We start from the raw sequence: 21,838 nt of genomic DNA on the forward strand, positions 1-21,838 counted from the left end.
AACCGATACGAATCCTTCGGTTGTTGGGTTTCACGCTCCCTCTACACTACGGAAAAATCCGTCATCGATCGTCGATCGGGACGATAAAACCCTAACACGATATCTTCGGGTAAAACTCCCGCTTGTAAAAGTTCTTCGGTCACCCTGTTTTCGGTTCCATCCCACTCGATCCAAATCTTATTCTCTCGAATTCGCAGATGTAAATCGACCGCGTGAACTCGACCGGTTCGATCCCAACCTAGATTCATCAGCAGATAATTATCGTGAACTAAATCACAAATCGGGATCGTTTCCATGTCTCCATAACTAGGCTGATAAGTCGCGTGTTTCTCGATAATTTTTTGAACAATTTCTCGGTACCGCGCTAAGTTATCCATTGAAGAATCTCCTCTAAATCAGGGTCGAAAATAATCAAGTTTATTTGTTGATCGGTAATAATTTCTTGAATAGCGGGACGTTGAAAGAAGTCTTGATAAGCATCTTGAGCGATGGCTAGATATAGTTGCCTTTCGGGGCTAATTCTCTTAAGAAATGTTCGATAGATACCATGCCGCCCGACGGTTTTTTCTAGTTCCGTAATTAGAGAGGGATTATTAAAAATTTTGATTTCAATAGCAATTTTGTGATTATATTTTTCAGCCGCTAGAAGTTTTCCCGCGCCCAGATCTGCGTAAAGTCGTAAGCCTTTAAACTCAATCACAAAGGGATTGTCGGTAATGACCCAACCCTCTTTAACCAGTGCATTCCTGACGGTATTTTGATAGAGATCGTATCTGGGCTTAAAGTAAACTCTAGCTAATCTCCCTAATCTATAACTACCTTATCACTTTTCCTTTCCAATCCCGTCGCACAAATGCCGATCGTCCGGACGGACATCGGAACTCGGATTCTGTAAATAATCTCGCACCCAATCGCAACTACGCCCCAGCAACGAATCGACATCAAAATCCCACACTTTGATGGTCTTATCCTTACTCCCGGAAATGAGAGCCTTGCCGTCCGGGGTGATGGCGACGCTGGTGACGAGACCTTGATGACCGGTGAGGGTGCGGGGTTCCCCTCCCGTCTCTAGGTTCCACACCTTGATGGTGTTGTCCCAACTCCCGGAAACGAGGGTCTTGCCGTCCGGGGTGAGCGCGACGCTCATGACGGCATCTTTATGACCGGTGAGAGTGCGGGATTCCACTCCCGTCTCTAAGTTCCACACCTTGATGGTGTTGTCGGCACTCCCGGAAACGAGGGTCTTGCCGTCCGGGGTGAGCGCGACGCTGGTGACGGCATCTTTATGACCGGTGAGGCGGTTTTGTTCCGTTCCGTTATCCGGCTCCGGCGCTTTCGGAAGTGCTGGCAGTTCCGGCAAGGCGTTTACCATTTCCAGGTTGGTGGTGTGGTGGTCGCGGAGGATTTTTCCCGTTGGCCACCACGCGTAGGCCCTAAACCCAATACTCATCACTGCCGCCGCTAAAGAAACGCCCGCGATTCCCCGCGCCGTCCTTAGTTTCTCTTTTCTCCGTCGTTCCGAGTACGCGAAACTATCGTCGATAAATTGATTTTCTTCGGGGGTTAATCCGCCGAGTACCTCGAAGGTTTTCTCGTCGCGGGTTTTCCTCGCTTCCTCTAGTAGAGACCTGGTTACATAATGTTTGTGGACATTGTTCGGAGCTTTTCTCTTTGTTTCCTGCCAGCGATCGAGATTTTTGAGGATATCGTTTCTCAGGGCGATCGCCCGATACACTTCCTCGATCCACTGTCGTAAAGTATCCCACGAAGTTAAGAGGATTTCGGGGGCGATCTCGATCGTCGTTTCGGATCGATCGCTCGCGAGAAGATTATGATCGATTAACTTCGTCAGCGTGGCTTGAATTAACTCCCCCCGAAACTCCGATCGCTTCGCCCGTTTACTAACCACCTTCCGCCAAGTTCCTAACCCTCGATCCGTTTCCACGTCTAGTAACGTAAGAAAGATTTCCCGCGTCGCCTTCCGTTCCCCGTCGGAAAGTTCCGTATAAATCGCCTCGACGTGTTTCGGTAACGCCTTAATATTCACCGTAGTCTTCCCGGAACCCTCGGAAGCCGAACCTTCCGCTTTCACGATCTCTAATAATTTCTCCGCTATCTTTTGGACTTCTAGATCTCGATCGACTCCCACCTCGATCAACTCTTCTTTCAACAATTCTTTCACCGCGCCGGAATCCGGTTTCCTCTCGTGTTTCTCGACGATCGCAATATCCTCCGCTTTCCCCTTCTCCGCGAAACGCTTCACGATCAACTTCTTCAACCCCTCGTAAGTATCCTTAACCGCTGTTCCCGCGGTATCCTTGGCGGCCGCGGTAGCCCCGGCGGCCAACACGGCGAGAATCACAGAAATCGGTTCCATACTCGAATTCTCCCGTTGAATCTTATTGACTCAATGGTATATGAACCCGAGTCGATCATTAGCGAGTTGGGCGCAAGCCTTGCGCCCCTACATTGCTCGACGTGTTAAGGGTAGTGAAACCCCATAACCGAGGGGTGTCGTGTTGGGTTTCTACACCCTACATCCTTTTGTCGATCGCTCCCTCAATACCATAATTCGGAAATCAGGTCATAATGACCGGCTTGCGCGGGGGGATAAAAGCCGGCCTCGATTTTTTCGATAATAGTGGGCCAGACCTCTCGGAAGGCGGGCGATCGATCGACCGGGTGAATTGTCCAGGCTTTCGGGTTAGCGAGAGTGGCGCGATAGTAATCGGTTTGTTCGAGTTGTTTAGAGACCATCAGTTCCCACGAGTCTAATTTTCCCTTCCCGGTGAAGATATTTCCCCAAGCTTTTAAGCTGTCGGGAAAGCGATCGAGGAAAGTATTTTTATAAGAGCGCCAGAGAATCGGCATGGGGAGAAGTCGATCGAACCGGCGACAGTTGACCAGATAGGCGCGACTGCCGAAAAATTTATGCCGGTAGAAACCATCGGGATCTTTTTCGATCGGGTGATCGACATAAATTTCCCCGCTCTCGGTGGGGGGGCCGGAGAGGGGACGTGCGAACATCATCTTCGGGTGCGTTTCCATCGTTTCGATACCCTCGGCGATCCAACTGTGATCCGGTTCCTGATACAGCATCATATCGCTGTCGTAATGCACCATATAATCGCTCCGACACTCCTCGATCTTGAAGATCGAGCCGAAGATCGGATACCCCTTATAGTTATGGGTGGAGCGTAGGGGACTCCCGAAGTGTTTCCGGTAAACGCGCGCGCGGTACTCGGGATCGTAGTTGAAATCGACAATTCGATCGATCACCCCGTCGCGGACCAATTTCGCGGCGCACTCCCGCAACTCCTCCATCGTGCCGAGACCGGGGCGATTCCGTTTCTCCCCGCTTAACGGGGCTGTATCGATGGCGATCACCCGTTCCTCGAACGGAAACCGGCTCATCTTGACAAGATGGGGGATCGTGTACATCATGAACCAGACATCCGTTCGCGCCGCGAAAAACCAGAGCGAACAACTAGGCAATCCCATTGTGTATAAACCTCACTTTTGCTTTTCGCCTTAAATGGGATACATTATAGTGGAATCTCCGGATCGATTGACCCCGTAATCCATCATTCATGACAATGACTCTAGCGATCGAACGTTTCCCCCATTTTTGGCAAGATCTGACGACCCGTTTAACGTACAAGTATTTCCAATATCGGATCGACACTCCCGACGATCCCTATCGAATTCTCTTCCGACCGACTCCCTATAAGGTTGTTTTTATTCTCAGTCACATGAGATCGGGATCTTCCCTACTCACCCATCTTCTCGTTTCTAATCCCGAAATAATCGGCTACGGGGAAACCCATTTAGAATACACCGACGAGCGAGATTTTAAAGCGTTACTGTTCAAACTCTACTGGCGTTTCCGAGATTTGAACATGAACCATACCTATCTGCTCGATAAAGTGCTTCACGACCAGAAATTTATCCAGAGTGACTTCCTGCGATCGGATCGAATCCGAACGGTCTTTTTACTCCGGGAACCGAAACGAACCCTGGCCAGTATTCTCGATATCAAGCCCCATCAGAACGAGGAGCAAGCTTTAGAATATTACATCCATCGATTATCCACGCTAGAAAATTACGCGAAACTAATTAATAGTAAAGAAAAAAGTTTATTCGTCACTTATGACCAAGTTGTAAATCGAAGCTCTTCTGTCTTTGAATCCCTACAAAACCACCTACAAACCCGCGTCGGTTTTTCCGAGGAATATAAAGTCTTGAAAACTACGGGAACCCGCGGGATCGGTGATTCTTCGGAAAATATTAAAGCCGGACGGATTATTAAACAGACGAGAAAATTGGACATCCCGATCTCCGATCGAGTCCTCGATCGGGCGCGGTCCGCGTTCGATCGATGCCACGATACCCTATCGGATTATTGCCAGTGTATTTAACCATCGGCGACCGATAAAAAGCGGCGATCGCTCGATCGCCGCTTTCGTTTGTTCTCGCCGGGTTAACCCCGAGCGCGCCTAGAATTGAGCGATTAACCCGAACGCGACCAGGAAGACCACGAACGCGGAAATCACTCCCGGAACGAGTTTGTTAATCGCGATTTTTTTCTCTAACTGTAAAAATCCCGCTAGAAAATAAGCCCCCAGTGCCGCCAGTGCCGGGATCAGGAAGCGCAGGGCCCGTCCCAGATGTCCGGAGAAAAATTCACTCACCTTATACCGAAGCGTTACTTCCTCGACGTTGGGGGGAATCGTGAAAGTCTCCCAGGTTTTGCCGCCGTCGATCGAGCGGAAGATATCCGTTGTCGCGCCCCCGAAACCGAATAGGGTTTTGTCGTTCGTGTAATTCGGCGAGAAATGGATCGGGATACCCGCGTTGGGAATCGCTCTCGTTTTGGCGATCGGTAGGGACGGATCGCCGATCGGCTCGAACGTGGCTCCCCCGTCGGTCGATCGGAACAATCCTAACCCCTGCGAGCCGGCCATCACGATCTTATCGGTCGCGTAATCCGGAGATACCGCCACTGCGTCGATCAAACCGTCCGCAGGGAAAGGCGTATTTTCGATTCTCGTCCAGGTTTTCCCGCGATCTCGGGTCACGTATAGGCCCCCGAGCGACCCGGCAAAGACCGTTCCATCATTTTTATAGTCGGGAGAAATGGCTAACTGGATAAAAGCGGCCTTTTCTAACGGATTTCCCTCGGTCGTGTTTTGCCAACTCGCTCCGCTCGGGGTCGTTGTATAGCGAAAGATACCACCACGCCCCGTGGCGAATATCGTTTGATCGTTGGTGAAATCGGGCGAAATGACCATCGAGGTGGGGCCGTTGCCGACAATTTTGCCGATATCGTTGATATAGGTAAAACTATTTCCCCCATCGGTAGACCGGAAAATCTTGCCGGGCTGATTGGTGAGGTAAACGGTTCGATCGACCGCGAAATTCGGCGAGGGAACGACTTTAATCCCGCGTACCTCCTGATGCAAGGGGATCACCTTCCACGAGTCGCCACCGTTGTCCGTCCGGACGACGTTCGACCACAACAGGCTGGCGAAAAGTGTTTTATCCGCGCCGTAATCGGGAGAGAACACGATATCGAAATAGCGTCGGGGATCTTGTGAGGCTTCTTCTTGATCGGGACCGAACTCGAATTTTTCTAAGCCTCGATTGATGGGAATCCAGGTTTGTCCTTTATCGCGGCTAATAAAAAGATTACCCACGTAGGTCGCGACCGCGACGGTAGAATCGTTCGCGTAGTTCGGGGATACGGCCATAGATATGATCGTTCCCTTTAATAAGGTGGGAATTTCTTGCCATTGTTTTCCCCCGTCGGTGGTTTTAAATAAACCGTTAAAACCCGCGAGGTACATCGTGTCATTAAGGACTTTCAACTCAGTAAAGTGGGGAACTTTAAAATCGTCGGCCTGGCGATCTCTCGTTAACCCTTCATTCTGTATCGCCCAGGTTTTGCCACCATCGCGAGATACATAGATCCCGTCCTTCCAGGTGGAAGCGTAGAGAGTGGAATCGGTCGCGTACTTCGGGGAAAAGACGATATCCTCGATCGCTTTATCCCGGATTTCTTGACCGATCGGCTCGAAAGATTTTCCCAGATCCGCCGTTTTGAAAATCCCGTCGCCGATCGTGCCGATATAAAAAGTTTTATCGGTTTTCACATCGGGAGAGAAAGCGATCGAGCCGATGGTCGCCGATTCTTTCGGGATCGCTATATTTTCCCATTTTTTTCCGCCGTTCGTCGATAAATAAAGATGTCCTTTTTCATCGCCGAAAACGATCAGATCGGGATCTTCGGGCGCGATCGCGATCGTGGTAATCGCGATCGGCGTTTTAAAAATATTCGTCCAGGTTTGTCCGCCGTTTTCAGTACGATAGAGACCTTTCTCCCGTCCGGCCGCGAGCGCGATATCGCTCGACGAGGGAGCGGTTTCGACAATTTGTATAAAATCCGTTTCCAATCCCTTACTGACTTGTTTCCAAGATTCTCCCGCGTCGGTACTTTTATAAATTCCATCCGATCGGGAGGCTAGATAAATCGTGTTTTTATCGCTCGGCGACAGCGAGAGAGAGCTTAATTCTCCTTTATAGTTTAGTCCCTCGATCTTCCGCTTCCAGTTATCTCCCCCGTCGGTGGATTTGTACACATTATGTCTGACCAGAATATACATCGTTCGATCGGTCTCGAAATCGGGAGAGATCTCGATCTGATCGATCACGTCGTGAGGACGGTGAGCGAACGCTGGAGGAGTCCACAAACAAAACATCGCGGCGATCGCTAACAATAGCAGATTTAGTTTTCGGGTGAACCGAAGAAAAGTCTGGAGATTTTTCATAAGAATCTTTTTTTCCTACTGGAACCGCTGGTGGCTTTCTCACTACCCTAGCGTTCGGGAACGGGTAGTTATGGCGATGGAAGCCGACCGGGTGGTATCTTCTAGACCGAACTCATTAACAGTAGAGACTCGATCGAACCGGGGAAGCGGTATTCCCGCAATCTATCTGTAAGAGTATAGAGCAAAATGGAGAGATCGGCTATTTATCAATCTAGGTATAACGGCTACAAGTATTGTGAGAAATCAATAATTACGGCGGCGGCGACAGTTCCACGCTCTGATTATTGTAGAGGCTCATCGCTTTTGGTAAACCCTCTTGGAGACCGAGTTCGATCGCCTTTCGGGCTAGATCTAGCACTTTTTCGATCGCCTCGTTTTCGGCGGCGGTAAATCGTCCTAGAACGTGCGATATCGTCTCTTTTTCCCGCCCCTTGCCGATGCCGACCCGCAAGCGCGCGAAGTTTTCCGTCCCGACGTGAGCGATCAGGGATTTCATGCCGTTATGGCCGCCGGCCGAACCGGAAAGGCGGATTCTCAAGCGACCGACGGGGAGATCCATATCGTCGTAGATCGCCAGGATCGACTCCGCGGGCAGTTTATACCAATCTAGAACCGATCGGGCCGATTGACCCGATCGGTTCATATACGTCAGCGGTTTCAAAAGCCGGATTTTCTGTCCTCTCGGAGCGTTTCCCTCGGCGATTAACCCCTGAAAACGCTTATTTTCCTGCCACGATAGCCCCCAATCTCTCGCGAGCGCGTCCACGGTCTCGAAACCGATATTATGCCGGGTGCGATCGTATTTCGGTTCGGGATTGCCCAGACCGATAATCAATCGCGGGATCACCAACGCGTTCTCCTGAGTCATGAGGTTTCGCGAAAATCGGGATAACGGTTATCTATTATGCCCGATCGCCGCCCCCCTCATCCCCCTCACCCCCAGAGGGATTCGAGGTAAACCTTGGCACAGTCGGCCTGGCGATCGAGATCCGTCCCCTCGGGAGATTGACCGTGCAGGAGAAAGAAGGATAAGGCCGCCGTGAAGACCCGATCCTGATCCCAGGTCGGATGTTCGTCTAGATATTGCTGTAGAGATTGGTGTAAAGCTTCCGGGATTTCTGCCAGGAGACTCACCGATGTATTCATAGATCACCTCGTTACTCGCTTCTCGTCGGTCGGGAAATCCCTAACGCCTAGCGTTATAGCGCCACGAGGTAAGGTTAGGACGATTCCGAGAGCGGGAAACCGACTCGCGGTTTACCGATCGTCGATTGCCTTCCGCCTTCCGCCTAGCACTATAACCGTAAGACTATTTTGCGCCAAGTCGGGGTTCGTGACAATATTACGTTCCGTGAAGCAACCCTTCAAAAAATCTCAATATTTACGAGGGAATCGGTGTTCGAGGTACTTTTTCTTTACTTAACTTAACGGTAACTCAGTATGGGCGATCGATTCGCCGGTCGGTCCCGGAGGACGACAACGGGGATCGATCGGCGATCGCGTCGTCGGCGACCGGGGATAACTCCGGGTAAACTGTGGAAAACGAGAAAATAAGATGTGGAAGAGTTGGGGAATGCGAGGGGAAAAACTCCGGCGAAAAATAAGATTTGCAAATTTTTTCCGGCGGCGTTTTTTCGATCGGGGAAAGAAACGCGATTTTTCCGCCCTCGCTTTATCATAGAACGAATTTCTCGCGAGATCGTTTTCTCGCGCGCGAGCGATCGCCCTCCCGCCGAGAGCGGTACGCTCGTCGGGAACTTGATTTCCTCGTCCCAACGTTTAGACCGCCGGGGAAGGGAGAGCCTCCCCCGTTCATCGACGACAGAGAATCCGTCACTGTACAACAGGTAAGCCGATGATGGGATTTGAACCCACGACCAATTGATTACGAATCAACTACTCTACCACTGAGCTACATCGGCGCATCGGCAGTTTCTCATTGTATCATGGAAAGGAAAAAGATCGCCGGAAAATTTTTTTCATGACCCAGCCCAAGAATCGATCGGGACTCGACCCCGAAAAATACGCCCGTCTCAAAGCCGAGGCGAAAGCGCCCTACAAGGGGCTGAGACAGTTTCTCTACATCGGTTTCGGAGCTTCCGGGTTTATCGGCGCGGTGGTGTTTCTGGCACAGTTAGCGGCCGGAAGGGATGTCACCACCGCGTTACCGAACTTCGCGCTACAGGTGGGGGTGGTGGCCCTAATGATCGGGCTGTTCCGCTGGGAAAATCGGCGAAAATCTTAATCCTGGAATTGTTCCAGACAGGTTTGCAGGATCCGTCGATCGTTGTCGCTAATCGTCTCGATCGGGTAGTAACCCTCTAAATTCGGTCTCTGGACTACCGGCCGTCCCGAGGCAACGGGAGCGGGGGGGGTGAGGACGATCGAGTGACGGTAGACCTCGTTCTCGTAGGGATCGACGATCGCCAGATTCACCTGCCGCGGGTCGATCGTTCCCGTGAAACAACTAAATTCCGATTGTGGCGCGTAGATCGCCCCGGTCATTTTTCCCTGACGAACGCGGAAAACGAGATATTCTTTGCCGATTTCTTCCGGTTTCGGGGATTGGCCGAAAAGATAGATGCCGTCGGCGAGGGGCGCGTTCGCGGGAGCGGCGAGGAGTACGGTGGGAGTGGCGATCGCCGCGAGCGACGCGATCAACGATTGTTTCCAGAATCGCGCGGTAAATTTCATCATTTCGCTTTTCCGGTCTCTTTATTTTCAATTTACTCGGACGGAACAAACCCCGCATTCCCCTATCGGGGTGACGGAAGCTCATCCTTCGGTACGGCTTTTTCGGAATCTCTTTCTCGGGCTTATCGCTCACACCAACCGTCGGACCGATATCGTTCGCTCTCGTGAATGATAACTGTTAGAACATCTCACACCTAATTCTATTGTCCGGGAACTTTCCGATCGAGAGGCGTTCCTTCAGCAAGTCTTTACAATGAAATCCCCTTGAGTTGCAAGTCTTTACAATGAAATCCCCTTGAGTTGTTGGAATAGGCCGGTGGCTTGAAAGTCGGTTAGCCCCGCGAGATAGTCGGTAATTTTTAACAGTTTGTCGTAGGTATCCTCGATCGGGTTCGGGCGGTAGGACGGCGGGAGCATATACAGCATCAATTCGCCCTTTTTGCTCGGATAGAAGACGGTGTTGGCGAATTCTTGGAATAAAAAGCCTAAAACTTCATATCCCACCAATTTAATCCGGACGACGTTCGGATGCAGGAAAACGGAGGCGCGGGTTTTCCGCTCGATCTCGCCCAGTACCCCGGCGTGACGGCTGGAGGCGAGCAATTCTCGATCGAACGTTCCCGCGAGAATTTCTATCTCTAGGTCGAGGAAAATTTCGGCGATCTCGCGTACCAAACGATCGATCGCTTTCGCCCGTAATCGTTTGATCGTTTCCTCCTCGTCCGCGGGATACTCTTCGGCGGTAACATCGGCGATCGCGTTCAATAGATCCCCGGCATCCGCGAAAGGAATATAGCCCATGCGAAAACCATCTTCGAGATCGACGATCGAGTAACAGATATCGTCCGCCGCCTCCAATAAAAACGCCAACGGGTGACGCGCCCACCAAGCCACTTCGGGATGACGGCGGATCAATCCCACCGTTTCCGCGACCTCGGTAAATAATTCCTTTTCCGCCTGAAAAAAGCCGTATTTCTTCGTACCGCGCCCGTCATAACCGTTTAAAATCTCGGCGGGGATAAACGATTCCCGCGGGTACTTGGCGAACGTCGCGAGGGTGGGACAGGTTAACTGCATCCCCCCGCGACGGTGGGCGATTTCCAGACGGGTGAGAATGCGGAACCCCTGGGCGTTCCCTTCAAAATGGTCTAAATCGGCTTTTCGAGCGGTATCTAGATAATTTTGACCCTCACGGGGTTTAAAGTTGCCGTACCAGTCTTGAAAGCCCGTTTGCAGGGCATCTTCCCCGGCGTGGCCGTAGGGGGGATTGCCGATGTCGTGGGCGAGACAGGCCGCGGAGAGGATATCGCCGAAATCCGCGGGTTCAAAGTCGGTGAGGCGATGACGTTGTATCACCTGTTCGCCGACGATGCGACCGAGCGATCGACCGACACAGGACACCTCTAGACTATGGATTAAACGGGTGCGGATGTCGTCTTTTTTGGCCAGGGGAAATACTTGCGTTTTGTCCTTGAGACGACGGAAGGCGGTGGAGTAGACGAGTCGATCGTAATCTCTCAGAAAAGCGGTACGTTCCGAGCGCGAGTCTTCGAGGTGATCTTTCCCTAAACGCTGACATCGGAGCAGTTGTTTCCATTCCATGCCCGTTCCTCGCCGTGAAAAATCTTTTCTCTGTCATAGCACGATCGGGAACCGCTTAGAGAGCGCGGGAGGCGTTTTATACCCCCGAGATCGGATCTCGCTATAATGGCAAGGTCGAGCTAGTCTCATCCCCGTTCTCGAAGCGGGGATAAACGCGAGATGTTGCGATCGCTCGAAACCACTGTCACGGAATAAGGATCAACCCTTCGATCTATGAATGTAGTACAACTCGACGAACGCCAGACCGCGATCGTGGCGATCCTGGTTCTGTATTTCGGGAAATATCTAACCGATCGAATTCGATTTCTGCGGGATTTTAATATTCCCGACGCGGTTTCCGGGGGATTGTGCGCCTCGCTACTGTTCGGAGCCTTCCACGTTTTCGCCCACCTTCAGATAAACTTCGCCCTCGGCATCCGCGATAACCTGTTACTGATTTTTTTCACGACGGTCGGACTCTCTTCTAAAGTAAAAATGCTGTTAAAAGGGGGAAAACCGCTCCTGATCCTGTTAATCCTCGCGGTAGCTTTTCTCTTCGTGCAAAATTTCGCCGGTGTGGGATTGGCGGCGCTGACGGGACAGAAGTTACCGATCGGTCTGCTCGCCGGATCGATCGCCCTGAGCGGGGGACACGGAACCGCGGTCGCGTGGTCGTCAAATTTTCAAAACACCTACGGGATCGCCAACGCTTCGGAAATCGGTATCGCCTGCGCCACTTTCGGGTTAATTCTGGGGGGACTCGTCGGCGGCCCGATCGCGAGGTGGTTGATTCTGAAAAACGGACTACAATCGGGTTCGGACAACTCGGAATTAACGGTCAGCGTCAAACGCGGACAGAAACACGTCCAGATAGACTACGAAATGATGTTGAATTCGATCCTCGTGATCGCGGTCGCTATCGGCTTGGGATTCCGGTTGAATGCTATCATCGGCGGGGCCGGCTTGAAATTACCCGATTTCGTCACCTGTTTACTCGCGGGAATTTTCCTAACCAACACGATTCCCTCGCTGGTGAAACGCTTTCCCTGGCCCGCGGATACCCCCGCTCTAGCGCTCGTCTCCGATCTCAGTTTGGGTTTGTTTCTCTCGATCTCGTTGATGAGCTTGCAGTTATGGACGTTAGTAGACCTCGCGGGGCCGATTCTGATCATCCTCTTCGTGCAATGCGTTCTGATCGGTCTGTACGCGATTTTTGTCGTGTTCCCGACGATGGGGAGAACCTATGACGCGGCGGTGGTTTGCGCGGGATATTCCGGCCTGGCGCTAGGGGCGACCCCGACCGCGATGGCCAATATGACCGCGGTAACGGAACAATTCGGCGCGTCCCCGCGCGCGTTTATTATCGTTCCCCTGGTGGGCGCGTTTTTCGTCGATATCGCCAACGCGTTGATCATTCAGAAGTTTCTCGATGTTATCGGTTGATCGATCAGGGGAGAAATTAGGGAGAGTTGGCGATCGCTAACCACCCGAGTAACAACAGCATACCGGCGATCGCCACCCAGATAAATCGATTATCGCGCTGTTGATCCAGGCGCATCGGTGGCGGGATCTCCTCCTCTTTCTTTTTACTCGATCCCTTTTTAAACTTCGGTTCGCTATCCGGTAGTTTTTCCAGATCCGGGATCGTACTCATCCACTCGTCCGGACGCTTCAGACGCGGCGCCTCGATAATATACAGTAAGCGATTCGCCTGTTCGCGAATCCGATAGATGGGGTGACGCGTCAACTCCCGGCAAATTCGCGCCGCGCTATCCGAGTCTCCCAATCCTTGATACGCGGAAACCAGCCACATCTGCACTTCCCCCCCCTCCCGCGATCCCTTGGGAATCATTTCTAGAGCGGCGTTCAATTGTTCGATACTGGCGCGGTATTGCCCCCGCTCGAAGGAGAGGATTCCCGCTTGATAGATATCTTGAAAGGTAGAGTTTTCTGACACGATCGAGTCTAAACGCGTTTTTTTTAGGATACCAAATCTCATTCTTTACGGGAGGCAGGAGGCAGGAGGCAGGAGGCAGGAGGCAGGAGGCAGGAGTCAGGAGTCAGGAGGCAGGAGGCGGGGAGAGAAACTTTCCCTTTTTGTTTTAAATCTAGATCTATAATTTGTCTCCAATTTATCTCCCCATCTCCCCCATCTCCCCCATCTCCCCATCTCCCCATCTCCCCATCTCCCCATCTCCCCATCCTCCGATGTTACCGTTTCTCGCCCAAGTTCCCCCCCCGATCGAAATCCTACAACCCGCGGAAGTGCGTCCGTTAACCGGGCAACTCGATCGAGTTCCCGTTTTTAACAGCAACAGCCCCGAATTAGTTCTGAACGAGGGAATTCTACTCTCTACCTTCCCGAATCAGGAAAAATCTTTTCCCAACGCCCATTTAAATTACGCTTTCCGGGGAAGGTTCGATGTCTTCGTCCATCATGTCGCGAAAGCGAATCCCGCGGATAATCTCCGCACCCTCTATGTCGGTGTCCTCCTGCACAATCCCACCGATAAACCCGTCACGGTGGAGATCCTGCAAGCGGCTAGTTATCTCAGCCAACCGGACGCGCCTTTCGTGCAATTAGAGCCGAAAATCGAGGATTCCGAGGGGAAGGTTTTCGCCGGGCCGGGAAGCCGGGTGATGGGGGATATTCTCCGGGGACAGCGACAGGAAACGTTTCCGGATCGAATAATTATCCCGCCGGGGGAAAGTCGGATGTTATTAAATGTACCGATCCCGGTGCGGGAGTTAACGCCGCCTCTCAACGGTCGATCGACCTATCTCCGACTCAACAGTAACGGTCTTCTCCACGCCGCTAGTTTAGCCCTCTACGCCCCGGTAACGCCCGAGGGAGAGGAAAGAGAACCCACCCTCGAAGAATGGCAAAATTTGCTGGAAAAAGGCGATCTCGCGACCCCTCGGGATCGCGTTCCCACGCCGACAACGGCCGCGGGACAGATTATTTACGGACGGGTGGCGGGAGTGGCGTTAGGATCGCTATGGCAAGCGCGTCTGGTCGATCGAGCGTCGTTATGGTTGAATATTCCAGAAACCGGCGGATCGATCGCCTACGGGATCGCCACCCTGGAGGGGGGAAAACTGGGAACCGAACAGAGCCAGAGCGCGCCGATGATCGCCCGCTATCCGGACACGGCCTATAAAGCCCACGGTAATTACGGCATCGAGTACAATCTCACCCTGCCTCTCTTTAATCCCACTTCAACCGCGAAAACGGTGACGGTTTCCCTACAAACGCCGATTAAACAGGATAAAATGACCGAGGGTTTGCGTTTCCTCGATCCTCCCGCGTCGGCGGTCTTTTTTCGCGGGACGGTGCGGGTAAATTATCTCGATGATTCGGGAGTGCAACAGAATCGATTTTTCCATCTCGTCCAGCGACGCGGGCAAAGTGGGGAACCCCTGGCCACGGTGACGATTCCCCCGAATGGTTGGCGCGTGGTGAACGTGGATTTTCTCTACCCTCCCGATGCCACTCCCCCGCAGGTTCTCACGGTGCGAACGATCGAGTGACCGAAAGCCGGGGCTTCCGGAAGATCGGGAAGAAGTCGCGGATCGATCGGGGGATAGAATCGGAAGGTACGCGAGAATAGTAGGAGATAACGATGAGTTCTTTAGGCGATCGCTTTAAGAAGTTCACGGGGAAAACCCGCTATGTCGTCTGTCGGATCATGCTCCATCTCTACGGTAAGGAAATCGCCCCCCTGATCGGTACTCTCAATCGTGTCGGCCGGGAGGCGATCGACTCGGAAGGCGATTTAGAGGTGATGGGCGAGGGTTTAGTCGAAATTTGTCAAAATCTGCTTCAGAACAACCTCTATTGGTCTTCCGTCGCCAACGAGGGCGATGTTTTCTGGAGCGAGGGAGAGGCCGGAGATTACGTGAACGAACTGTTTACCGACTCCGCGCAACGCTATTTAAGCGAGTCTTTCGACGCGGGAGGGGGGGAAGACGCGCCTTTAACCCTGCCCGTTACGGATAACTTAGTTGTTATGATCACGATAGCGTTCGAGGGAGAGAGTCCCGCGCTGGAAACCGATCTCGCCGATCGAGAAGCGTTAGAAGACGGTTTAAAAGCCATCATTAACCTTCACTACAGCGGCCGACTCCGCGCGATTCAAGTGCATTTCTCCCCCGCTCAACTCGGGGACGAATTGACGAACGAACAGTTATTGCTCAACTTTCCCGAATTGATTCCCCTATAAACAATCTCGTGAGATTATGCTTCGCAAGTTAACCACCCTTTTTCTCGTCTTCACCCTCTGCTGGACGACGGTAGCCTGTAATTCGGCATCGACGAACCGAGCGGGAGTACCGACGACGAATACCAACGTTAGACAGGACACGAATCAGGTATCGAGCGGTCGTTACGAGGTACAACAGGCTACCTACGACGATGCCGACGGTACTTACACGCTCATGCTGTTAAATACTCCCGCGGGTACTCCCCCGGTCTTCCGCACGACGAACCTACAGATGGCTAGGTTAACCGACGAGGCGATCGCCAAAGGGGAAAAAACCTACGTGGAAATTAACGGCGATTCGGCGACGATGTACATGGCGGAAGATTTTAAAATCGAGTACGTTCACAACGTCACCGAAGTCCGCGAGAATCCGCAAACCGGACAGCGCGAAACCGTGGTCGTCCGTCAGGAATCGAGTTTCTGGAGTCCTTTCTTCGGCGCGGTCGCCGGGCAAGCTTTGGGAAGTCTCCTCTTCCGTCCCCAGTATTACGTTCCTCCCGTGTATAGTCCCGGTGGATTGACCGGATTCGGTGGCTACGGGTCGAGTTACGATCGGGCGGTGGCCGGATACCGGGAAAAATACAATACCGCGCCCCCCGCGGTGAAAAATCGGCAAACACTCCGTTCTACGGGCAATATCCGCCGCTATCCCTCCAATACCGTCACTCAACCTAGCCGCACCACCACCGGAACGAAATCCAGCGGTTCCGGCTACGGTTCCAGCACCCTGAGAAATTCGGGCAAATCGGACACCTATCGACGCGCGCCGAGTTTCGGTTCTTCCGGTTCCAGTTCCCGTCGTCCCAGTCGGAGTTTCGGAAGCAGAAGACGTTAGGGGAGTTTTGGGGAAAAGGGGAAAAGGGGAAAAGGGAATAAGGTTACTTTTCATCCCTTCACCTTTCCCCTATTCTCCTGCCGATCGCCTTCTACTGAACGAACTGCCAGACGCGGATCTGGAAATTGTAACTACCGCTGGCTAGATAGTTCCCGTCGGGACTGAAGGCGACCGACTCGATCCAATCGCTATCGTTATCGAACCACGCGAGTTGTCGGCCCGTGTTGACATCCCACAAGCGCACCCCGTCGTTACTGGCGCTCGCGAGGATCTGCCCGTTCGGATGGAGGGAGATCGATCGCACGGGCCCGGTATGACCTCTGAGGGTGAATAATAATTTCCGCGTGTTCGCGTCCCAGATTTTTAAAGTTCGATCGAGACTGGCCGTGATCAGTTTCTGACCGTCGGGAGTGAAAACCACCCCGCTCACGCCTTGCGGATGCGCCCGGAATTTCGATAAAAATCTCCCTTCCCGAATATTCCAGAAGTTGACCTCGCCGGTCTCGTGGCCGCTGGCGAGCGTAACCCCGTCGGACTTCACCGCTAGGGAATAGACCACGTTGCCGACCCAGTTTAACCGGTAGAGAGGACGGCGGGGCGGCTTTACCGTCCAGAGGCGAATCCCGTCCAATCCCCCGCTGATCAGAGTTTTGCCGTCCGGACTCAACGTTAAGGCGAGAATCATATTCTCGTGACCGAGGGCGACCCCGAGATATTTTCCATCGATCGGGTTCCAGAAGTTAATAAAGCCGTCCTCGCCACTACTGACCAGGAGTTTCTCGCTCGGACTCATGACGAGCGATCGCACGGCCGATCGTTGGGCCCGGGTTTCCGCGACTTTCGCCCCGGTTTTGACCGACCAGATCCGTAATAAAGGATCGGTGAAATCGCCCCCGGAGAGGACGAATTGACTATCCGGGCTAAAAATCAACGCCGTCGGGGTCGATTCTTGTCCTTTCAAGGTCTGAAATAGCGTGAGCTTACCCAATCCAGGAACGATCGGGGCTTCCGGGGCTTCCGGTGTTGTCGGTGTGGTGGAGGGTTCCGTCCGCGCGTCCGGTTTTTGTGGCGTTGTCGGCGTTGCGGGAGATTTCGGGGGAGCGGGCGGGATTTGGGCGTGGCTTACCGTTATCGCGCCCCCGATCAGTGTCACGCTCACCCCGAGCAGTACCGTCCGAATCACACTCTCCCCACCCCGTACTATCCTGAACTTCATAAATCTACTTGCAGATTAGGACAAATCGTGCTATGAATTTTACCGCTTGTCGGACGGTTTGCCAAGCGAGAGCGTTTCTTAGCGACGATTTTTTTCCTCGCTCAATACCGGGAGCGGTACGCCATTAGAGCGCGCGGGAAGGTAATAACGGGGAGATTCTTCCCGAATAGGCTTTTTCGCTTTCTGAATCTGTAGCCAACGCGCGATCGCGGCGATCGTCACGATTAGAATACCGAAGGATAATAGCGTCCAACGCTGTCCCGCGCCGCCGATGACCGTATCGACCAACCCGACAGCCAGGATAAAGCCGGTGATCGGTTCCTTGCGATAGGCTCTCCCGAGAAAGCGGGGCCAGATAGTATTGATCATCGTCTCTCGTATCCGTATCTATAGGTAATTCCATTTTAGACGGTAACACTTCACCCCTTGCCGGGAGAATATCGCTATACGTCCGAGCCTTCCGAAAGAACTCGATCGAGGGAAAGACGGGTTACACTGACGGATAAAATCCGTCTTCCCGCGCTATTTATGCCGAATCATCTCGTCAAGTCTCGGAGTCTCTACCTACAGAAACACGTCCATAACCCGATCGATTGGTGGTATTGGTGCGAGGAAGCCCTCGATATCGCCAAGAAAGAGGATAAACCGATTTTCCTGTCGATCGGCTACTCTAGCTGTCACTGGTGTACGGTGATGGAGGGGGAAGCTTTTTCCAATCCGGCGATCGCCAATTATCTGAACACCCATTTTCTTCCCATTAAAGTCGATCGGGAGGAACGGCCGGACATCGATAGTATCTATATGCAAGCCCTCCAGATGATGACGGGACAGGGGGGCTGGCCGTTAAATATTTTCCTAACCCCCGATCGATTGATCCCTTTTTACGGGGGAACCTATTTCCCCGTAGATCCCCGTTTCGGTCGTCCCGGATTCCTGCAAGTGCTACAGTCCGTCCGTCGCTATTACGACGAGGAAAAGGAAAAACTCGCCGCTTTTACCCGCGAGATGCTCGGCGCGCTCCAACAGTCGGCGATTCTCCCGATCGCTGACACGAATCTACAATCCGACGAACTTCTCTACAGGGGGATCGAGAGTAGTACCGCCGTGATCGGTGTTTCGATGAACCGGTACGGTCGTCCCAGTTTCCCGATGATTCCCTACGCTAACCTAGCTCTAGAGGGGCAAAGATTTCTCGATCGAATTAACCCCGATCTCGCCGGCGCGGCCTATCAACGGGGCGAAGATCTAGCATTAGGGGGCATTTACGACCATGTAGCGGGAGGATTTCACCGCTATACCGTAGATTCTACGTGGACGGTTCCCCATTTCGAGAAAATGCTTTACGATAACGGGCAAATCGTCGAGTATCTGGCGAATTTATGGAGCGCGGGCGATCGGGAACCGGCTTTCCGACGGGCGATCGCCGGGACGGTAAACTGGCTAAAACGGGAAATGACCGCGCCGGCCGGCTATTTCTACGCCGCGCAGGATGCCGACAGTTTCCGCCACGCCACGGACTCGGAACCGGAAGAGGGGGCGTTTTACGTCTGGTCTTACGATGAATTAGCCGATTTCCTCGATCGATCCGAATTACAAGCCTTACAAAACGCGTTTACCCTCACTCCCGAGGGCAATTTTGAAGGGCAAAACGTGCTACAACGCCACGATCGAGGGGAATTATCCGACGAGATCGAGGCGATTCTGGCGAAACTCTTCTTCCTGCGCTACGGGGCCTATCCGCACGAGATCGAAACCTTTCCCCCCGCGATTAATAACGAACAGGCGAAAACGGGCGAATGGCGGGGCCGTATCCCGGCCGTTACCGACCCGAAAATGATCGTCGCCTGGAATAGTCTGATGATTTCCGGACTGGCGCGCGCCTCTGTCGTGTTCGGCGAGGAGGAGTATCGGGAAATGGCGATCCGCGCGGCGCGGTTTATTCTGGAGAACCAGCGAATCGAGAACCGTCTCTATCGGCTGAATTACGGGGGACAGCCCTCGGTATTCGCCCAGGCGGAAGATTACGCGTATTTGATCAAGGCGTTACTCGATCTCCACGAGGGACGACCGACGGAAACGGAATGGTTAGCGGCGGCGATCGAGATACAATCGGAGTTCGATCGCCACTTCGGTTCGATCGAGTTCGGGGGTTATTTCAACACGGCCGACGATAACACCGGCGATCTCATCATCCGCGAGCGCGGCTACAACGATAACGCCACCCCTTCGGCTAACGGCATCGCTATCACCAATCTGATCCGCCTCTCCCATCTGACGGAAAATCTCGATTATCTGGCGAGTGCCGAACGCGCTTTAGGCTCTTTTAGTGCGGTTCTGACCGAATCGCCCACTTCCTGCCCGATTCTCTTCGTCGCGCTCGATAATTACCGTCACGGCTTTTCGGTACGCGTCCGCGAGGGGGATCTACCGGGGTTGATCGATCGATATCTACCCACCGCCGTCTATCGCGTCGATACGGAGTTATCGGAGTACACATTCGGGTTAATCTGTCAAGGGTTAACCTGTCTCGAACCGGCGCGCGATCGGGAACAGTTACTCGATCGGATCGAGGGGGTTATTAAAGGGTAAAGAAAAGGAGCGATCGGGGTAAAATACTAGAGAAAATTTCCCTTACTGTGACGCGGGAAATTTTTCGCGTATAGCTCGATCGCCTCTACCTCCCCCGATACATCATGCTACGAGAAGAAGCCAGTTGGTTGGCAAAGAATATTTATTGCCTGGACGAGAAAGAAGTCTTTCCCTTACTCAACATCGGTAGTTCTAGTCGAGAGTTTCGAGAGAAAGAACAGCCCTGGATAGACGCGTGGTTATTTAAAACGGCTAGAGAGAAGGGTTATCCCGTGATTCATACCGATTTAAAAAAAGCGATCGGTGTCGATATCGTCGGCGATTTAAACGATGCCGATTTTCGAGAAAAACTGGGCGGGCTAAATATAAAATCCGTTCTCTGCTCGAATCTCCTCGAACATTTAATAGACCGAGAAACGATCTGTAAGAATATAAGCTCGATCGTTCCGGTGAATGGCTATCTATTTCTCACGGTTCCCTATCGATTTCCATACCATCGCGATCCGATCGATACGATGTTTCGTCCCGATGTGGAGGAGTTGCGTCAACTGTTTCCCGAACTAGAGATCGTCCACGGGGAAATCGTCGCGGGAGGGAAGTTAATCCAGGTAACGAATATTCCCGCGATCCTTTATTTAACCGTTATGATCGTCCGCTTACTTTTGCCCGTTTACCAACCGCTCCGATGGTTCGATTCCTTACGCTATAGTTTATGGTTGTTCCGAGATATTTCCGCCACCTGTATTGTTTTTCAGAAAAAAGATCCGAGAGTTACGTGATCGCCTCGCTCTTTGAATTCTCGCGATCGATCGCCCGAAAAAAACGATCGCGCCTCGGGAGTATGACAATTTCTTTCCCGGACTCGATCGACATCGGGTTACAAGGCGTAACAATAGAATCATCTACCAAAATCAACGGAACGGAGTGAATACATTTCTTTTATTAGCGTCGCTCGTGATCACGCAGGTATTGGGCGATATGTGGCTCAGTCGGGCGATGAAAAGCTTCGGGACAGCCAATCCCCTCAGTGTTTCCGGACTCGCCTCGATCGTCGTTTACGCGCTGACGAATTTCTGGATTTGGCTGGGAGTGGCAACGCTCGTTTTTTCTCTCTTTCTCTACTTTATCGCGGTATCCCGCCTCGATCTCAGTTACGTTCTGCCGATTCACGCCTCGCAATATATCTTGAACGCGTTTTTCGCCTGGATATTGCTGGGGGAATCGGTTTCGGTGATCCGATGGCTTTCGGCGATCGTGATCGCCGTCGGGGTATTTATCGTCAGTCTTAGCAAGAATCCCGCCTCTTTCGAGAAATTGAGTCCGAAACAAAAGAATTTTCCGTTTCGGAAATGGTTCGATAAATTTTTCCTCGCGCTCGTTCCCGTTAGTTTATCCGCGGTTAAATTCTGGGGTGCGGTTTTGGTGATCGCCCTTTCCGACTCCGCGGGGGATTTATCCAACACGATCGGGATGCGACAGATCGGCGCGATGAAAATTAACTCCCCGTCTTCCCTGATCCGTTTTATCGGAAAAATTCTCACCAACGCCAATATTTTACGGGGGATCGCTTTTCAGACGATCGCCTTTTTTAGCTTCCTGTCTATCCTCAGTTGGGCGGATATCAGTCTCGTCCGTCCCGCCACGGCTTCCGGCTACGTTACCACCCTCCTCGGCGCGAAATACCTTCTGCACGAACAGATTAAACCCGGCCGTTTGTTCGGGATTGTTATCGTCGGCATCGGCGTGGGTTTGGTAAGTTTAGACGGTTTGATCTAGCGGGGATTAATCTTCCGCGCTTTCTTCTTAAAACTCTTGGGAAAAATTTTTTACTTCA

At 52.5% G+C, this 21,838-nt stretch carries 20 protein-coding genes, 1 tRNA gene and 1 pseudogene; 9 read left to right on the forward strand and 13 right to left on the reverse strand.

Annotated elements, in window-relative coordinates; all coding sequences use genetic code 11:
- Positions 1-41 precede the first annotated feature (41 nt).
- The 4 genes and pseudogenes from V0288_RS06210 to V0288_RS06225 all read right to left on the reverse strand — a co-directional run bounded on the left by V0288_RS06210 (position 42) and on the right by V0288_RS06225 (position 3,501).
- Positions 42-377, reverse strand: coding sequence for a XisI protein (locus tag V0288_RS06210; protein ID WP_332864180.1), 336 nt, complete (start codon positions 375-377; stop codon positions 42-44).
- Positions 365-766: pseudogene (locus V0288_RS06215) on the reverse strand (element excision factor XisH family protein); the annotation flags it as partial. The pseudogene V0288_RS06215 and the gene V0288_RS06210, both read right to left, overlap by 13 nt.
- 57 nt (positions 767-823) lie before the next feature.
- A complete protein-coding gene (locus V0288_RS06220; RefSeq protein ID WP_332864181.1) occupies positions 824-2,377 on the reverse strand; it encodes a WD40 repeat domain-containing protein in 1,554 nt (517 codons plus the stop codon).
- A gap of 182 nt (positions 2,378-2,559) precedes the next feature.
- Entirely contained in the window at positions 2,560-3,501 is a 942-nt protein-coding gene (locus V0288_RS06225; protein WP_422661914.1) for a hypothetical protein, read from the reverse strand.
- Positions 3,502-3,596: 95 nt separating this feature from the next.
- On the opposite strand from V0288_RS06225, the gene V0288_RS06230 reads away from it, so the two are divergent.
- The gene (locus V0288_RS06230) at positions 3,597-4,418 is read left to right on the forward strand and encodes a sulfotransferase family protein (RefSeq protein WP_422661919.1); all 822 of its coding nucleotides are present in this window, start codon (positions 3,597-3,599) and stop codon (positions 4,416-4,418) included.
- Between the two features lie 78 nt (positions 4,419-4,496).
- Here V0288_RS06230 and V0288_RS06235 read toward each other — a convergent pair whose 3' ends face one another.
- From V0288_RS06235 to V0288_RS06250, 4 genes are all read right to left on the reverse strand, one after another.
- Entirely contained in the window at positions 4,497-6,827 is a 2,331-nt protein-coding gene (locus V0288_RS06235) for a WD40/YVTN/BNR-like repeat-containing protein (protein ID WP_332864184.1), read from the reverse strand.
- 250 nt (positions 6,828-7,077) lie between these two features.
- Positions 7,078-7,695, reverse strand: coding sequence for an aminoacyl-tRNA hydrolase (pth, locus tag V0288_RS06240; protein ID WP_332864185.1), 618 nt, complete (start codon positions 7,693-7,695; stop codon positions 7,078-7,080).
- A 65-nt stretch (positions 7,696-7,760) separates the two neighbouring features.
- Positions 7,761-7,973, reverse strand: a complete 213-nt coding sequence (locus V0288_RS06245) for a DUF2811 domain-containing protein (RefSeq protein ID WP_332864186.1) — start codon at positions 7,971-7,973, stop codon at positions 7,761-7,763.
- Between the two features lie 704 nt (positions 7,974-8,677).
- Positions 8,678-8,749: transfer RNA gene (locus tag V0288_RS06250), tRNA-Thr, on the reverse strand.
- Between the two features lie 59 nt (positions 8,750-8,808).
- On the opposite strand from V0288_RS06250, the gene V0288_RS06255 reads away from it, so the two are divergent.
- On the forward strand, positions 8,809-9,072 hold the full coding sequence (locus V0288_RS06255) for a DUF3493 domain-containing protein (protein ID WP_332864187.1): 264 nt from the start codon (positions 8,809-8,811) through the stop codon (positions 9,070-9,072).
- Here the strand turns inward: V0288_RS06255 and V0288_RS06260 are convergent.
- Positions 9,069-9,524: a hypothetical protein gene (locus V0288_RS06260; RefSeq protein ID WP_332864188.1), complete on the reverse strand. Its 456-nt coding sequence runs from the start codon at positions 9,522-9,524 to the stop codon at positions 9,069-9,071. The genes V0288_RS06255 and V0288_RS06260 overlap by 4 nt on opposite strands.
- A 276-nt stretch (positions 9,525-9,800) precedes the next feature.
- Positions 9,801-11,123, reverse strand: coding sequence for a dGTP triphosphohydrolase (gene dgt, locus V0288_RS06265; RefSeq protein ID WP_332864190.1), 1,323 nt, complete (start codon positions 11,121-11,123; stop codon positions 9,801-9,803).
- A gap of 213 nt (positions 11,124-11,336) precedes the next feature.
- Between dgt and gltS the strand changes: the two genes are divergently transcribed.
- Positions 11,337-12,545: a sodium/glutamate symporter gene (gene gltS / locus V0288_RS06270; RefSeq protein WP_332864191.1), complete on the forward strand. Its 1,209-nt coding sequence runs from the start codon at positions 11,337-11,339 to the stop codon at positions 12,543-12,545.
- 16 nt (positions 12,546-12,561) lie between these two features.
- On the opposite strand, the gene V0288_RS06275 is transcribed toward gltS, so the two are convergent.
- Complete coding sequence (locus V0288_RS06275; RefSeq protein ID WP_332864192.1) at positions 12,562-13,059, reverse strand: hypothetical protein; 498 nt, start codon at positions 13,057-13,059, stop codon at positions 12,562-12,564.
- 251 nt (positions 13,060-13,310) lie between these two features.
- On the opposite strand from V0288_RS06275, the gene V0288_RS06280 reads away from it, so the two are divergent.
- The 3 genes from V0288_RS06280 to V0288_RS06290 all read left to right on the forward strand — a co-directional run bounded on the left by V0288_RS06280 (position 13,311) and on the right by V0288_RS06290 (position 16,199).
- Entirely contained in the window at positions 13,311-14,633 is a 1,323-nt protein-coding gene (locus tag V0288_RS06280; protein ID WP_422661920.1) for a DUF3370 domain-containing protein, read from the forward strand.
- Positions 14,634-14,725: 92 nt separating this feature from the next.
- Positions 14,726-15,325, forward strand: a complete 600-nt coding sequence (locus V0288_RS06285) for a DUF1517 domain-containing protein (protein WP_332864194.1) — start codon at positions 14,726-14,728, stop codon at positions 15,323-15,325.
- Between the two features lie 16 nt (positions 15,326-15,341).
- Positions 15,342-16,199, forward strand: a complete 858-nt coding sequence (locus V0288_RS06290; protein WP_332864195.1) for a hypothetical protein — start codon at positions 15,342-15,344, stop codon at positions 16,197-16,199.
- A gap of 91 nt (positions 16,200-16,290) precedes the next feature.
- Here V0288_RS06290 and V0288_RS06295 read toward each other — a convergent pair whose 3' ends face one another.
- Both V0288_RS06295 and V0288_RS06300 read right to left on the reverse strand, forming a co-directional pair.
- A complete protein-coding gene (locus V0288_RS06295; protein ID WP_332864196.1) occupies positions 16,291-17,415 on the reverse strand; it encodes a WD40 repeat domain-containing protein in 1,125 nt (374 codons plus the stop codon).
- A 78-nt stretch (positions 17,416-17,493) separates the two neighbouring features.
- Positions 17,494-17,784 carry a hypothetical protein gene (locus V0288_RS06300; RefSeq protein ID WP_332864197.1) on the reverse strand — a complete coding sequence of 97 codons (291 nt, stop codon included), beginning with the start codon at positions 17,782-17,784 and terminating at the stop codon, positions 17,494-17,496.
- A gap of 159 nt (positions 17,785-17,943) precedes the next feature.
- Here V0288_RS06300 and V0288_RS06305 point away from each other — a divergent pair, with 159 nt between their 5' ends.
- The 3 genes from V0288_RS06305 (at position 17,944) to V0288_RS06315 (ending at position 21,780) form a co-directional block, all read left to right on the forward strand.
- Positions 17,944-20,004 carry a thioredoxin domain-containing protein gene (locus V0288_RS06305; protein WP_332864198.1) on the forward strand — a complete coding sequence of 687 codons (2,061 nt, stop codon included), beginning with the start codon at positions 17,944-17,946 and terminating at the stop codon, positions 20,002-20,004.
- A 104-nt stretch (positions 20,005-20,108) separates the two neighbouring features.
- Complete coding sequence (locus tag V0288_RS06310) at positions 20,109-20,783, forward strand: class I SAM-dependent methyltransferase (protein ID WP_332864199.1); 675 nt, start codon at positions 20,109-20,111, stop codon at positions 20,781-20,783.
- Positions 20,784-20,928: 145 nt separating this feature from the next.
- On the forward strand, positions 20,929-21,780 hold the full coding sequence (locus V0288_RS06315; protein WP_332864200.1) for a hypothetical protein: 852 nt from the start codon (positions 20,929-20,931) through the stop codon (positions 21,778-21,780).
- Positions 21,781-21,838: the final 58 nt, after the last annotated feature.

This window comes from Pannus brasiliensis CCIBt3594 (assembly GCF_036688125.1).
Taxonomy (GTDB): Bacteria; Cyanobacteriota; Cyanobacteriia; order Cyanobacteriales; family Microcystaceae; genus Pannus; species Pannus brasiliensis.

Bases quoted from the DNA above. Each gene is read 5' to 3' on its own strand.
- V0288_RS06210 (WP_332864180.1), bottom strand. From the start codon at position 377: ATGGATAACTTAGCGCGGTACCGAGAAATTGTTCAAAAAATTATCGAG.
- V0288_RS06220 (WP_332864181.1), bottom strand. From the start codon at position 2,377: ATGGAACCGATTTCTGTGATTCTCGCCGTGTTGGCCGCCGGGGCTACC.
- V0288_RS06225 (WP_422661914.1), bottom strand. From the start codon at position 3,501: ATGGGATTGCCTAGTTGTTCGCTCTGGTTTTTCGCGGCGCGAACGGAT.
- V0288_RS06230 (WP_422661919.1), top strand. From the start codon at position 3,597: ATGACTCTAGCGATCGAACGTTTCCCCCATTTTTGGCAAGATCTGACG.
- V0288_RS06235 (WP_332864184.1), bottom strand. From the start codon at position 6,827: ATGAAAAATCTCCAGACTTTTCTTCGGTTCACCCGAAAACTAAATCTG.
- pth (WP_332864185.1), bottom strand. From the start codon at position 7,695: ATGACTCAGGAGAACGCGTTGGTGATCCCGCGATTGATTATCGGTCTG.
- V0288_RS06245 (WP_332864186.1), bottom strand. From the start codon at position 7,973: ATGAATACATCGGTGAGTCTCCTGGCAGAAATCCCGGAAGCTTTACAC.
- V0288_RS06255 (WP_332864187.1), top strand. From the start codon at position 8,809: ATGACCCAGCCCAAGAATCGATCGGGACTCGACCCCGAAAAATACGCC.
- V0288_RS06260 (WP_332864188.1), bottom strand. From the start codon at position 9,524: ATGATGAAATTTACCGCGCGATTCTGGAAACAATCGTTGATCGCGTCG.
- dgt (WP_332864190.1), bottom strand. From the start codon at position 11,123: ATGGAATGGAAACAACTGCTCCGATGTCAGCGTTTAGGGAAAGATCAC.
- gltS (WP_332864191.1), top strand. From the start codon at position 11,337: ATGAATGTAGTACAACTCGACGAACGCCAGACCGCGATCGTGGCGATC.
- V0288_RS06280 (WP_422661920.1), top strand. From the start codon at position 13,311: ATGTTACCGTTTCTCGCCCAAGTTCCCCCCCCGATCGAAATCCTACAA.
- V0288_RS06285 (WP_332864194.1), top strand. From the start codon at position 14,726: ATGAGTTCTTTAGGCGATCGCTTTAAGAAGTTCACGGGGAAAACCCGC.
- V0288_RS06290 (WP_332864195.1), top strand. From the start codon at position 15,342: ATGCTTCGCAAGTTAACCACCCTTTTTCTCGTCTTCACCCTCTGCTGG.
- V0288_RS06295 (WP_332864196.1), bottom strand. From the start codon at position 17,415: ATGAAGTTCAGGATAGTACGGGGTGGGGAGAGTGTGATTCGGACGGTA.
- V0288_RS06300 (WP_332864197.1), bottom strand. From the start codon at position 17,784: ATGATCAATACTATCTGGCCCCGCTTTCTCGGGAGAGCCTATCGCAAG.
- V0288_RS06305 (WP_332864198.1), top strand. From the start codon at position 17,944: ATGCCGAATCATCTCGTCAAGTCTCGGAGTCTCTACCTACAGAAACAC.
- V0288_RS06310 (WP_332864199.1), top strand. From the start codon at position 20,109: ATGCTACGAGAAGAAGCCAGTTGGTTGGCAAAGAATATTTATTGCCTG.